This is a genomic window from Streptococcus mitis SK564 (assembly GCF_000148525.1).
GTDB lineage: Bacteria > Bacillota > Bacilli > Lactobacillales > Streptococcaceae > Streptococcus > Streptococcus mitis_H.
In genome coordinates this window covers 115,353-127,563 of the sequence record NZ_AEDU01000008.1, presented here as the reverse complement: position 1 = coordinate 127,563, position 12,211 = coordinate 115,353, and the positions used below count along the sequence as shown (strand labels likewise).

Genomic DNA, 12,211 nt, shown 5'->3' with positions numbered 1-12,211 from the left:
ATCTTCATCAAAAAATGCGTCATATCAAGATTCTTATTTTCTTGATATGACGCATTTTATATTTTATCAATCCTCAGTTTTATGGTTTAGAAAGAATAATTTTTGTTTGTTTTGAAAGTTGTTCAAACGTTTCTTTGCTCAGTTTAGAATCTGAAACGATGGTATCAATATCAGAGATATTGTAGAAGGTATAAAAATCAAATTTATTGAACTTACTATTGTCAGCTAGTAAGTATTTTTTATTGGAATTATTGAGGGCGATGCGTTGAGATTCACCTTCCTCTTCACTAAAGGTCGCAATCGCATTGTCTTTAATACCATTACAGCTAACGAAAGCTTTAGAAAATTGAAGATTGGCTAAGTTTTGCAAGGTTAGTGTTCCCACAAAGGCTCCAGTGATAGAGCGATAGTTTCCACCGATTAAAATCAAATCTGTTAGTTTTCGTTCGTTTAAGATGAGAAAGACTGGTAAACTATTTGTTACAACACGAATATTATCAATTGGAAGTTCACGAGCAAAAGATTCTAAGGTTGTACCTGGGCCGATAAAAATAGTTTCCCCCTCATCAATTAAATGGCCTGCAAAACGGCTGATTTCTTGTTTTTCTGCAATCTGTAAGCTTTGTTTTTCAATATTGGAACGTTCATTGTTTAAAATAGAACCTGTGCGAATTTTTTCAGCTCCCCCGTGCACCCGAACAAGTAAATCCTTGTCTGCTAACTCTTGCAAGTAGCGTCTAGCAGTCATATCTGACACATCCAAGCGAGTCATAATTTCTTTTACAGTAATAGTTCCCTTTGTATTTACCGTTTCTAGAATATTATCTAGTTTTTCCTGCTTTAACATCCTTTTCACCTCGATTTCTACTATTATTATCTTACCATAAAACGCTCAATCAATCAAATAGAAAAAAACAAAAGAAAACAAAAACAAAAATATCATGGTTGTTTTAAACAAGCCATGATATTTGTTATCAGTTCTGGGATAATTGAATTAGTCCAAACCGTAGTTGTAGTCATCGTCTTGCATGGCTTCAACTTCACCAAGGAGGTAACCATTTCCGACTTGAGAGAAGAAGTCGTGGTTGGAAGTTCCTGTTGAAATACCGTTCATGACGATTGGGTTGACATCATCTGCTGAATCTGGGAAGAGTGGATCTTGTCCCAGGTTCATGAGTGCCTTGTTGGCATTGTAGCGAAGGAAGGTTTTGACTTCTTCCGTCCAACCAACACCGTCATAGAGGCTCTCTGTATAACCTTCTTCGTTTTCGTAGAGAGTGTAGAGCAGATCGTACATCCATTCTTTGAGTTTTTCTTGCTCTTCTTCAGGTAATTCATTAAAACCAAGTTGGAATTTATACCCAATGTAGGTTCCGTGAACAGACTCATCACGAATAATCAATTTGATGATTTCCGCAACGTTGGCTAGTTTGTTGTTACCAAGATAGTAGAGGGGGGTGAAGAAACCAGAGTAGAAGAGGAAGGTTTCAAGGAAGACGCTGGCAACTTTCTTTTCAAGTGGGCTACCGTTTAGGTAGATTTCGTTGACAATCTCAGCCTTCTTTTGTAGGTAAGGATTGGTATTGGTCCATTCGAAAATTTCTTCAATCTCAGCTTTGGTATTCAAGGTAGAAAAGATTGATGAATAAGATTTAGCGTGAACAGATTCCATAAATTGGATGTTATTGAAAACAGCTTCCTCATGTGGTGTACGGATGTCAGCGCGAAGGGCTTGAACCCCAGTTTCAGATTGCATAGTGTCGAGAAGGGTTAAACCACCAAAGACTTTTCCTACCAAGTCTTTTTCTACATTTGATAGCTTTCTCCAGTCATCCAAGTCATTTGACAAGGGAATACGTGTATCAAGCCAGAATTGCTCCGTCAGTTTTTCCCAAGTTGATTTGTCGATGACATCTTCGATGGCATTCCAGTTAATGGCTTTGTAGTAAGTTTCCATTTTGAAATCTCTTTCTGTGTTTAGTATTGCGAACTCACAATTACTTCTATTTTATCATAATTCTAGAGGAGTATCGCACAAAAAGTCGGAAGCCCGACTTTTTGTTATTTCATAGTATAGATGCTTATTCTAGTTTAGCAGGGTGAATGAATCACTTATCTGAGAAAAAGTAGTTTCCTCAAGCAAAGATTAAATCACACAGCTTTCACATTGGTTGGCACCGACTTCTCCACCATCATCTGTAAAGGTACGGACGTAGTAGATAGACTTGATACCCTTGTTAAAGGCATAGTTACGAAGGATAGACAAGTCACGTGTCGTTTGTTTGTTTTCTTTCTTCCATTCGTAAAGACCTTTTGGAATGTCACTACGCATGAAGAGTGTGAGTGAAAGTCCTTGGTCCACGTGCTCAGTTGCAGCAGCGTAGACATCAATCACCTTACGCATATCCATGTCGTAAGCAGAAGTGTAGTAAGGAATGGTTTCTGTTGACAATCCAGCAGCAGGGTAGTAGATTTTACCGATTTTCTTTTCTTGACGTTCCTCGATACGTTGCGTAATCGGGTGGATAGAAGCAGAAACGTCGTTGATATAGCTGATAGAACCATTTGGAGCTACAGCAAGGCGGTTTTGGTGGTAAAGACCATCTACTTGAACCTTGTCGCGAAGTTCAGCCCAGTCAGCAGCACTTGGGATAAAGACATCTTTGAAAAGTTCTTTAACACGGTCTGATTTTGGAACAAACTCGCCAGTTACATACTTGTCAAAGTAGCTTCCGTTAGCATAGTCTGATTTTTCAAAGTTGTGGAAGGTGATGCCACGTTCACGCGCGATATTGTTTGATTCAACCAATGTCCAGTAGTTCATAAGCATAAAGTAGATGCTTGTAAATTCAACAGACTCAGGCGATCCATATTCAATCAGTTGTTGGGCAAGGTAGCTGTGAAGTCCCATGGCACCAAGACCAAAGGTATGAGCTTGGCTATTTCCGTGGTCGATGGTAGGAACAGCTACGATGTGTGAACTATCTGTAACGAAAGTAAGAGCACGAACCATAGCACGGATAGAACGACCAAAGTCAGGTGAAGTCATCATGTTGACCACGTTGGTTGAACCAAGGTTACATGAAACATCGGTTCCCATTTGAAGGAATTCTTGAGCATCGTTGATCAAGCTTGGTTCTTGGACTTGAAGAATCTCAGAACACAAGTTGCTCATGATAATCTTACCATCAACAGGATTTGCACGGTTAGCCGTGTCGATGTTGACTACATAAGGGTAGCCGGACTCTTGTTGCAATTTAGAGATTTCAGTTTCCAAATCACGCGCCTTGATTTTTGTCTTACGGATATTTGGATTTGCGACTAGTTCATCGTATTTTTCAGTGATGTCGATGTAGTTGAACGGCACACCGTATTCAAGTTCTACAGAGTATGGGCTGAAGAGGTACATTTCTTCATTTTTACGTGCTAATTCGTAGAATTTATCGGGTACTACAACACCAAGTGAAAGGGTCTTAACACGAACTTTTTCATCGGCGTTTTCTTTCTTAGTTGAAAGGAAGGCGATAATATCTGGGTGGAAGACGTTGAGGTAGACAACACCAGCACCTTGACGTTGACCCAATTGGTTTGAGTAAGAGAAGCTATCTTCGAAAAGTTTCATAACTGGAACGACCCCAGAAGCAGCTCCTTCATAGCCTTTGATAGGTGCACCAGCTTCACGAAGGTTGCTGAGGGAAATTCCCACACCACCACCGATACGTGAAAGTTGAAGAGCTGAGTTGATAGAACGTCCAATAGAGTTCATATCATCTGTGACCTGAATCAAGAAACAGGATACCAACTCCCCACGACGAGCACGTCCAGCATTCAAGAAGGAAGGAGTAGCAGGTTGGTAGCGTTGGTGGATGATTTCATTGGCAATATCGATGGCAATAGCTTCATTCCCATCAGCAAAATAAAGGGCGTTAAAGAAGACACGGTCTTCCATGCTTTCAAGATAATATTCACCGTCGTTAGTTTTCAAAGCATACTGATTGTAAAATTTATAGGCTGCCATGAAAGACTTGAATTGGAAGTTTTGGTCTTTGATAAATTGAGACAATTCTTCCAAAAATTCTGGACGGTATTTCTTGATAAAGGCTGTTTCGATGTAGTTTTGTTCAATGAGGTAGTTGATTTTATCTTTGATTGAATCAAAAACCATAGTATTTGGAACTACATTTTCTTTAAAGAAGGCATCTAAGGCTTCCTTATCTTTATGAAGCATGATTTGTCCATTAACAGGACGGTTGATTTCGTTATTGAGACGGAAGTAGGTCACGTCCTCAAGATGTTTTAATCCCATAAAATTTCCCTTATCTAATTACAAAAGAAAGGCTTCTAAGTTAGCCCTAGAAGCAGTTTCTTCTGGATGATGTACTAAGATTATGCTAATTGTTTCAATTTTCCTGGTTGGAAACCTGAAAAGACTTCAGTTGGTGTTTGGATAACAGGAGCTGCGCTGAAACCGAGCTCTTTAACTTGATCGATGTATTCAGGCTGCTCATCGAGATTGATTTCTTTATATTCAACGTTATTGCTGTCCAAGAAACGTTTGGTCATCTTGCATTGGACACAGTTATTTTTAGAATAAACGGTTACCATTGTGTAACTCCTCTTTCAAAATAGATTACTTTCTTAGTATATCAGAAATTAAAATTTTGTCAACGATTTAAAACTAAATATAGTGGTCTGTTTTTCTACACAGCTAAACAAAACACAATATGTAGTGTTTGCTTTGCGAAATAGTGATAATTATCCTATAAGTTGTTTTTTGGAAAACTATATCCTGTGTTTTGTTATCTAGAATAGAAGATTTTCAGGAAGTTATCTGAAAGGAAATCGAATAAATCCCATAAAATGCTTGAAAAAAATCCTAGAAGATGATATAATACCAAATTGTAAGGGTTATCACATATAACTCAAAAAAGAAAGAACAAAAGGAGAGTCAAACTATGGCTTCTAAAGATTTCCACGTAGTGGCAGAAACAGGTATTCACGCACGTCCAGCAACATTGTTGGTACAAACTGCTAGCAAATTTGCTTCAGATATCACTCTTGAGTACAAAGGTAAATCAGTTAACCTTAAATCAATCATGGGTGTTATGAGTCTTGGTGTTGGCCAAGGTGCTGACGTAACTATCTCAGCTGAAGGTGCAGATGCAGATGACGCTATCGCTGCAATCTCAGAAACAATGGAAAAAGAAGGATTGGCATAAGGAAAATGACAGAAATGCTTAAAGGAATCGCGGCATCTGACGGTGTTGCAGTTGCAAAAGCATATCTACTCGTTCAACCGGATTTGTCATTCGAGACTGTTTCAGTCGAAGATACAAACGCAGAAGAGGCTCGTTTGGATGTAGCTCTTGAAGCTTCTCAAAACGAGCTTTCTCTTATCCGTGAGAAAGCTGTAGGTACGCTTGGTGAAGAAGCGGCTCAAGTTTTTGACGCTCATTTGATGGTTCTTTCTGACCCAGAATTGATTGGTCAGATTAAAGAAACAATCCGTGCTAAGAAAGTCAACGCAGAAGCAGGTCTTAAAGAAGTGACTGACATGTTCATCACTATCTTTGAAGGTATGGAAGACAACCCATACATGCAAGAACGTGCAGCGGATATCCGCGACGTGACAAAACGTGTATTGGCAAACCTTCTTGGTAAGAAATTGCCAAACCCAGCTTCTATCAATGAAGAAGTAATCGTGATTGCGCATGACTTGACACCATCTGATACAGCTCAATTGGACAAAAACTTTGTAAAAGCTTTTGTAACAAATATCGGTGGACGTACAAGCCACTCAGCTATCATGGCACGTACACTTGAAATTGCAGCTGTATTGGGAACAAATAACATCACTGAAGTAGTGAAAGACGGTGATATCCTTGCCGTTAACGGAATTACTGGTGAAGTGATTATCAACCCAACAGATGAACAAGCGGCAGAATTTAAAGCAGCTGGTGAAGCTTATGCTAAACAAAAAGCTGAATGGGCACTTTTGAAAGATGCTCAAACAGTGACTGCTGACGGTAAACACTTCGAGTTGGCTGCTAACATCGGTACTCCAAAAGACGTTGAAGGTGTTAACAACAACGGTGCAGAAGCTGTTGGACTTTACCGTACAGAATTCTTGTACATGGATTCTCAAGACTTCCCAACTGAAGATGAGCAGTATGAAGCATATAAGGCTGTACTTGAGGGAATGAATGGCAAACCAGTGGTTGTTCGTACAATGGATATCGGTGGAGATAAGGAACTTCCTTACTTCGATATGCCACATGAAATGAACCCATTCCTTGGATTCCGTGCCCTTCGTATCTCTATTTCTGAAACTGGAGATGCAATGTTCCGTACACAAATCCGTGCCCTTCTTCGTGCTTCTGTTCATGGTCAATTGCGTATCATGTTCCCAATGGTTGCACTTTTGAAAGAATTCCGTGCAGCTAAAGCAGTTTATGAAGAAGAAAAAGCAAACCTTCTTGCTGAAGGTGTTGCAGTTGCGGATGATATCCAAGTTGGTATCATGATTGAAATCCCTGCAGCAGCGATGCTTGCAGACCAATTTGCAAAAGAAGTAGACTTCATGTCAATTGGTACAAACGACTTGATCCAATACTCAATGGCAGCAGACCGTATGAACGAACAAGTTTCATATCTTTACCAACCATATAACCCATCAATCCTTCGCTTGATCAACAACGTTATCAAGGCAGCTCACGCTGAAGGTAAATGGGCTGGTATGTGTGGTGAGATGGCTGGTGACCAAAAAGCTGTTCCACTTCTTGTCGGAATGGGCTTGGATGAGTTCTCTATGTCAGCAACATCTGTACTTCGTACACGTAGCTTGATGAAGAAATTGGATACTGCTAAGATGGAAGAGTACGCTAACCGTGCCCTTACAGAGTGTTCAACAATGGAAGAAGTCCTTGAACTTCAAAAAGAATACGTTAACTTCGATTAATGTCATTAACCTTGTAACCTAGTTGCAAGGTTTTTTGACGCATTTTGGAAAAGTATAGTCCTATAAAGTCCACTTTTCAATGGTTCAGAGGCATGGTATAATAGGGGAAAGTAATTAGAATAAGAGAGAAACCATGTCTAAAGAAATTGATATTGAGTACTACCACCAGCTAGCCTTGCAAAAGCAGAAGGAACACCGTAAAATTTTAGCCAATTTAAAGAAAAAGCCACCAAAAAATCTAGATAAGATAGCCCAGCAGATTCACCAAGAAGTCTTTGAGGAGATTGATTGTACTGCCTGTGCCAACTGTTGCAAGACATTGGGACCGGACTTTAAAGAAGCGGATATTACACGAATCGCCAAGTATTTTAAGATGAAATTACCAGCTTTTGAAGCAGAGTTTTTGCAGGTAGATGAAGATGGGGACAAGGTTTTCAAATCTATGCCCTGTCCCTTTTTAGGAGGAGATAATCTCTGTTCCATCTATGACGTTCGTCCAAAGGCCTGTCGTGAATTTCCCCATACAGACCGTAAAAAGATCCATCAAATCAACCATTTGACGATTAAGAATACTTTGACCTGTCCAGCAGCCTATCTCTTTGTTGAGAAATTAAAGGATAAGTTATAGAGATTTAAAGGATAAGTTATAGAGATTTAAAGGATAAAAAATTTCTAATAATAACTAGAGATATGAAGGGAGTACTCCTGTGCCTAGACCGAAAACAAAAGAGGAGCTAGTGCTGGCCTCTAAGGAAAACTATGAAAAGCTCAATCGATTCATCTCCCAACTAAGTGAAGATGAGCTACAGACTCCATTTGATTTTTCAAGAGACCCAAAGAAAAAAGAAGCTCTCTGGAAAAGGGATAAAAATATACGGGATGTTTTGATCCATCTCTATGAATGGCAGCAGTTACTTTTGACTTGGATTTATTCTAATCAAGAAGGTCACGAAAGACCTTTTCTTCCTGAACCTTATAATTGGAAAACTTATGGAGAAATGAATGTCGTTTTTTGGAAGAAGCACCAGAAAACGTCCTTAGAAGAAGCGACTAGACTCCTAGAACAATCACATAGAGAGGTTTTAGAGTTGATAGAAGTTTTTAGCAATGACGAACTCTTTACCAAAGGTGTCTATAAGTGGATCGGTGGAACAAGTCTAGGTTCCTACTTTGTTACTAGCACGTCAAGCCACTATGATTGGGCTCTGAAAAAACTCAAAGCTCATCGGAAGAATTGTAAGGGATAGATGGCCTATTTGAAATAGAAAGAATGAGTTCTTTTAAACGTAATACTCTTCGAAAATCAAATTCAAACTGCGTCAACGTCGCCTTGCCGTACTCAAGTACAGCCTGCGGCTAGTTTCCTAGTTTGCTTTTTGATTTTCATTGAGTATAAGATAAAAGCAAAGGGCTATCAAGTGATGTAGCCCTTTTGAGTTATACAAGCAAATTACCATGCAAAAGCTGTCGTTGGAGCATTGAGTGCTTCTAACCACTGTTTATTTTTTACGGGGCAAAGAGTTACGGATATACCTGCCATATCTAGACTGGTCATAAATGTTCCTGATTTTATAAAGGTAATAGTGACTCCTTCAATTTCTAAGAGTTGAAGGAGATCATTGATAAATATGCCCATTTCTAAGTTGCTGGTAGTGCCTAGATTATTTACAAGCAATATAAATTGATCACCCTTTTTCCAATGATAGTGCAATCTTAATTTACTTATAATCTCATTTGCCAGGATTTCCGATGATTGGAATGGGACGATACGATAGCCTTCTTCGCCATGTATCCCAATACCATAAGAAATATCTCCTTCTTCCAAGTTAAATAGTGGAAGGGTGGCTTGGGGGAGACTAGCCGATTTCGTTGCAAAGCCAATTGTTGCGATTTCGGGAGCAAGTTCATGACCTAAATTAGTTAGTTGCTCTATTTTGGCACCATTTTGAGCTGCATATCCTAGAACTTTATGAAGTAAAATAGTCCCTGCGAGCCCTCTTCCTCTAATTTGAAATCTATTGCGAGGTTCAATAGAAATATCGTCGTGTGCTAGACTATAGCCGACTTTAATTCCTTCTTTTCTAGCAGTATTAATGGCCCAGCTAAATTCTTTGATGTCTGCTTCGAAATTTTTTACAATGATGAAGACACCGTGACCATTGTTTAAAAAACGAATGGACTCTAAGATTTCAGTTCTTGTAGGAGGAGTAAATAATTGGCCATAGATAGCAGCAGTAAGCATTCCTTCTCCCACATATCCAATATGCGCAGGTTCGTGACCGGAACCTCCACCCGACAATATTGGAACCTGATGAGGATTGCGATTTTTTTGATAGACTAGTGGTAAAGTAGGGTGTTTTTCTAATTCAGGATGACTGCTGACAGTTGCTGAAATGTAACTTGAAATAATTTTCTGTTTATGATTTGAAATAAATGTCATTGTGGTCTCTTTCCAATAATTGTCATGATTAGAAAGTCTGGTTGTGGAACTGGACTTTTTTTATTGACGTAAGCCTTCACGATCTCTGCTAGAGCATGTGAATGATAGTCTAACAAAAAACAAGTATAAGCAGATGAATCGATATCAATCTGACCGTATTCTTTTAAAATTTTTGATACAAGCAAGCGACAGTAGCTGATAAAGTGGTCATAGAAGTTATTTTGTCCTTGAATATCAAAAAGTTGAATATAAAAGTCACGCTCTTGTTCGAAATAAAAAAATAATTCTTGTAATAGTTTTTGGCCCGAAATGAAGTCCAAGTTATTGGTGATATACTCGGTTAAGTCATTTTCAAATATCCAGTCTAGCAGTTCATATTTGTCAAGAAAGTGATTATAAAAGGTCTGTCTACGAATGCCAGCTGATTCCATGATATCCACAATGGAGATTTTGTCAAATTCTCTAGTAGCTAATAGGTCTCTAAATGCCTTGGCAATCCGTTTTTTTGTAATAAGTGATGATGCCATAGGAAGCCTTTCTGTTACTTACTTCATTTTACCAAAAAATTTTTTTAAACGGGTTTAAAAGGGGACAAATAATAGAATCTGTCCCTTATCATCCAGCGATAAAAAATATATAATGAAAGCGAAAACAAAGGTAAATACCGAAAGGAGTTTCTCATGAAAAAAATTATAAATGAACCGACACAAGTTGTTGATGAAATGTTGCAGGGCTTGTCATTTATGCATGATGACTTGGTTCAACGCTTAGATGGTTTTGATGTCATCGTTAGAAAGGCAGAAAAGACAGGAAAAGTTGGTCTCATTTCAGGTGGAGGTTCAGGACATGAACCAAGTCATGCTGGATTTGTAGGAGATGGAATGTTGTCTGCTGCCATTTGTGGAGCAGTCTTCACTTCACCTACTCCGGACCAAATTTTAGAAGCCATTAAGGCGGCTGATGAAGGTGCTGGAGTTTTCATGGTCATCAAGAACTATTCTGGTGACATTATGAACTTTGAAATTGCACAAGAACTTGCTGAAATGGAAGGTATTGATGTAGCAAGTGTTGTGGTTGATGATGATATCGCTGTTGAAAATAGTCTCTATACCCAAGGGCGTCGAGGTGTTGCAGGTACTATATTAGTCCATAAAATTTTGGGTGATGCGGCTCGTTCCGGTAAATCATTATCTGAAATGAAGGACTTGGCCGACAAACTTGTCTTAGAAATTAAAACAATTGGGCTGGCCTTGTCTGGAGCAACCGTTCCTGAAGTTGGGAAACCAGGTTTTGTTCTAGAAGATGATGAATTTGAATACGGAGTTGGTATTCATGGTGAGCCAGGATATAAGAAAGAGAAAATGCAACCTTCAGCACAATTGGCCTCAGAATTGGTTGAAAAATTATCTGAAGGTTTCCAACTTAAAGCTGGTGAACGCTATGGCCTTCTCATCAATGGTTTAGGAAGCACTCCTCTTATGGAACAATACGTATTTGCAAATGATGTGGCTAAATTGCTCCATGAAAAAGGTGTTCAGTTGGCATTTAAGAAAATTGGAAACTACATGACTTCAATCGATATGGCTGGTTTGTCATTAACGTTGATTCGATTGGCAGATGATGAATGGTTGGATGCTCTAAATGCACCTGTTACTACACCAGCTTGGTAAAACTCAAGGAGGAAATGTCGAATGAATGCTGAACAAGCTCTTGAATGGATGAAGCTTTTTAATGAAAAGATTCAAGAACAGAAAAATTATCTTAGTGAACTAGACACTCCTATAGGAGATGGAGACCACGGTGGGAATATGGCGCGTGGCATGGCTGCAGTTATGGAAAACTTAGAAGGCAAGAAATTTGAGACAAGTAGTGATGTTTTTAAACTTGTTTCAATGCAATTACTGAGTAAGGTAGGCGGTGCTTCTGGTCCCTTGTATGGCTCTGCTTTTATGGGCATGGCCAAGGCTGATTCAAATTCGAAATTAGAAGAAATCTTACAAAGTGGTTTGGATATGATTGTCAAACGCGGGAAAGCAGAAGTTGGAGAAAAGACAATGGTTGACGTTTGGACTCCTGTTATTGCTGCTTTGTCTGCTGGTCAATTGACTCAAGAGGTCATTGATAAGCTAGTGAATGCTACCAAAGATTTACTTGCAACTAAAGGAAGGGCATCTTATGTAGGAGAACGTTCTCTTGGACATATTGATCCTGGATCATTCTCATCAGGATTACTCTTTACTGCTCTTTTAGAAACTGGGGTGGTTTAATGGGAAGTATTGGTCTTGTTATCGTTTCACATTCCAAACACATTGCAGAAGGTGTTGTTGAACTGATTAGTGAAGTAGCTAAAGATGTCCCGATTACTTATTTAGGAGGAACAGAAGATGGAGGAATTGGAACAAGTTTTGATCAAGTAGATAGGATTGTTTCTGAAAATCCAGTAGATACTTTATTAGCCTTTTTTGACCTAGGTTCTGCTAAAATGAACTTAGAAATGGTGGCTGATTTTAGTGATAAAAGTATCATCATTAACAGGGTTCCAATTGTAGAAGGTGCCTATACTGCAGCTGCTCTTCTTCAGGCTGGTGCAGAACTGTCAGTTATTCAAACACAGTTGTCGGAGCTTGAAATTAATAAATAAGGAATTTTACTATAACTCTTTTTATAGGTGGGCTATTGATTATCTCAACTATCAAATTTTAAGTAAATAATTTCAAAATCAGAAAGGGATTGCTTTGGGCAGTTCCTTTTTATTTTAACAGGAGTAAAGCTATAGTGTTTCTAAATTGTGAATCAATCAAAACTGATTGTGA

13 protein-coding genes are annotated in these 12,211 nt (G+C 38.8%); 7 read left to right on the top strand and 6 right to left on the bottom strand.

Annotation, left to right across the window (positions count from 1 at the left end):
* Window positions 1-79 precede the first annotated feature (79 nt).
* The 4 genes from SMSK564_RS06120 to nrdH form a co-directional block, all read right to left on the bottom strand.
* A complete protein-coding gene (locus tag SMSK564_RS06120; protein WP_000917573.1) occupies window positions 80-847 on the bottom strand; it encodes a DeoR/GlpR family DNA-binding transcription regulator in 768 nt (255 codons plus the stop codon).
* A 147-nt stretch (window positions 848-994) separates the two neighbouring features.
* Window positions 995-1,957, bottom strand: coding sequence for a class 1b ribonucleoside-diphosphate reductase subunit beta (nrdF, locus tag SMSK564_RS06115; protein WP_000451386.1), 963 nt, complete (start codon window positions 1,955-1,957; stop codon window positions 995-997).
* A 189-nt stretch (window positions 1,958-2,146) separates the two neighbouring features.
* Window positions 2,147-4,306 carry a class 1b ribonucleoside-diphosphate reductase subunit alpha gene (gene nrdE, locus SMSK564_RS06110; RefSeq protein WP_000523261.1) on the bottom strand — a complete coding sequence of 720 codons (2,160 nt, stop codon included), beginning with the start codon at window positions 4,304-4,306 and terminating at the stop codon, window positions 2,147-2,149.
* Between the two features lie 80 nt (window positions 4,307-4,386).
* Window positions 4,387-4,605, bottom strand: a complete 219-nt coding sequence (nrdH, locus tag SMSK564_RS06105) for a glutaredoxin-like protein NrdH (protein WP_000259243.1) — start codon at window positions 4,603-4,605, stop codon at window positions 4,387-4,389.
* 350 nt (window positions 4,606-4,955) lie between these two features.
* Between nrdH and SMSK564_RS06100 the strand changes: the two genes are divergently transcribed.
* The 4 genes from SMSK564_RS06100 to SMSK564_RS06085 all read left to right on the top strand — a co-directional run bounded on the left by SMSK564_RS06100 (window position 4,956) and on the right by SMSK564_RS06085 (window position 8,205).
* Window positions 4,956-5,219 (top strand): phosphocarrier protein HPr, encoded by a 264-nt coding sequence (locus tag SMSK564_RS06100; protein ID WP_000146947.1) that lies wholly within the window; start codon window positions 4,956-4,958, stop codon window positions 5,217-5,219.
* A gap of 5 nt (window positions 5,220-5,224) precedes the next feature.
* Window positions 5,225-6,958, top strand: coding sequence for a phosphoenolpyruvate--protein phosphotransferase (gene ptsP, locus SMSK564_RS06095; protein ID WP_020902391.1), 1,734 nt, complete (start codon window positions 5,225-5,227; stop codon window positions 6,956-6,958).
* Between the two features lie 133 nt (window positions 6,959-7,091).
* A complete protein-coding gene (locus tag SMSK564_RS06090; protein ID WP_000031466.1) occupies window positions 7,092-7,586 on the top strand; it encodes a YkgJ family cysteine cluster protein in 495 nt (164 codons plus the stop codon).
* A 79-nt stretch (window positions 7,587-7,665) separates the two neighbouring features.
* The gene (locus SMSK564_RS06085) at window positions 7,666-8,205 is read left to right on the top strand and encodes a ClbS/DfsB family four-helix bundle protein (RefSeq protein ID WP_004236360.1); all 540 of its coding nucleotides are present in this window, start codon (window positions 7,666-7,668) and stop codon (window positions 8,203-8,205) included.
* A 203-nt stretch (window positions 8,206-8,408) separates the two neighbouring features.
* Here SMSK564_RS06085 and dhaQ read toward each other — a convergent pair whose 3' ends face one another.
* Complete coding sequence (gene dhaQ / locus SMSK564_RS06080; protein WP_000142827.1) at window positions 8,409-9,398, bottom strand: DhaKLM operon coactivator DhaQ; 990 nt, start codon at window positions 9,396-9,398, stop codon at window positions 8,409-8,411.
* A complete protein-coding gene (gene dhaS / locus SMSK564_RS06075) occupies window positions 9,395-9,925 on the bottom strand; it encodes a dihydroxyacetone kinase transcriptional activator DhaS (protein ID WP_000168605.1) in 531 nt (176 codons plus the stop codon). Before dhaS ends, dhaQ begins: the two co-directional genes overlap by 4 nt.
* 153 nt (window positions 9,926-10,078) lie before the next feature.
* Here dhaS and dhaK point away from each other — a divergent pair, with 153 nt between their 5' ends.
* From dhaK to dhaM, 3 genes are read left to right on the top strand one after another with little or no spacing between them, the layout of a single operon-like run.
* Complete coding sequence (gene dhaK, locus SMSK564_RS06070; protein ID WP_000720687.1) at window positions 10,079-11,068, top strand: dihydroxyacetone kinase subunit DhaK; 990 nt, start codon at window positions 10,079-10,081, stop codon at window positions 11,066-11,068.
* A gap of 21 nt (window positions 11,069-11,089) precedes the next feature.
* Entirely contained in the window at window positions 11,090-11,665 is a 576-nt protein-coding gene (gene dhaL, locus SMSK564_RS06065) for a dihydroxyacetone kinase subunit DhaL (RefSeq protein WP_000990809.1), read from the top strand.
* Window positions 11,665-12,039, top strand: coding sequence for a dihydroxyacetone kinase phosphoryl donor subunit DhaM (gene dhaM, locus SMSK564_RS0102160; RefSeq protein WP_000534736.1), 375 nt, complete (start codon window positions 11,665-11,667; stop codon window positions 12,037-12,039). Before dhaL ends, dhaM begins: the two co-directional genes overlap by 1 nt.
* Window positions 12,040-12,211: the final 172 nt, after the last annotated feature.

Bases quoted from the DNA above. Each gene is read 5' to 3' on its own strand.
- dhaK (WP_000720687.1), top strand. From the start codon at position 10,079: ATGAAAAAAATTATAAATGAACCGACACAAGTTGTTGATGAAATGTTG.
- nrdF (WP_000451386.1), bottom strand. From the start codon at position 1,957: ATGGAAACTTACTACAAAGCCATTAACTGGAATGCCATCGAAGATGTC.
- dhaQ (WP_000142827.1), bottom strand. From the start codon at position 9,398: ATGACATTTATTTCAAATCATAAACAGAAAATTATTTCAAGTTACATT.
- SMSK564_RS06100 (WP_000146947.1), top strand. From the start codon at position 4,956: ATGGCTTCTAAAGATTTCCACGTAGTGGCAGAAACAGGTATTCACGCA.
- dhaL (WP_000990809.1), top strand. From the start codon at position 11,090: ATGAATGCTGAACAAGCTCTTGAATGGATGAAGCTTTTTAATGAAAAG.
- nrdE (WP_000523261.1), bottom strand. From the start codon at position 4,306: ATGGGATTAAAACATCTTGAGGACGTGACCTACTTCCGTCTCAATAAC.
- ptsP (WP_020902391.1), top strand. From the start codon at position 5,225: ATGACAGAAATGCTTAAAGGAATCGCGGCATCTGACGGTGTTGCAGTT.
- SMSK564_RS06090 (WP_000031466.1), top strand. From the start codon at position 7,092: ATGTCTAAAGAAATTGATATTGAGTACTACCACCAGCTAGCCTTGCAA.
- SMSK564_RS06120 (WP_000917573.1), bottom strand. From the start codon at position 847: ATGTTAAAGCAGGAAAAACTAGATAATATTCTAGAAACGGTAAATACA.
- nrdH (WP_000259243.1), bottom strand. From the start codon at position 4,605: ATGGTAACCGTTTATTCTAAAAATAACTGTGTCCAATGCAAGATGACC.
- dhaS (WP_000168605.1), bottom strand. From the start codon at position 9,925: ATGGCATCATCACTTATTACAAAAAAACGGATTGCCAAGGCATTTAGA.
- dhaM (WP_000534736.1), top strand. From the start codon at position 11,665: ATGGGAAGTATTGGTCTTGTTATCGTTTCACATTCCAAACACATTGCA.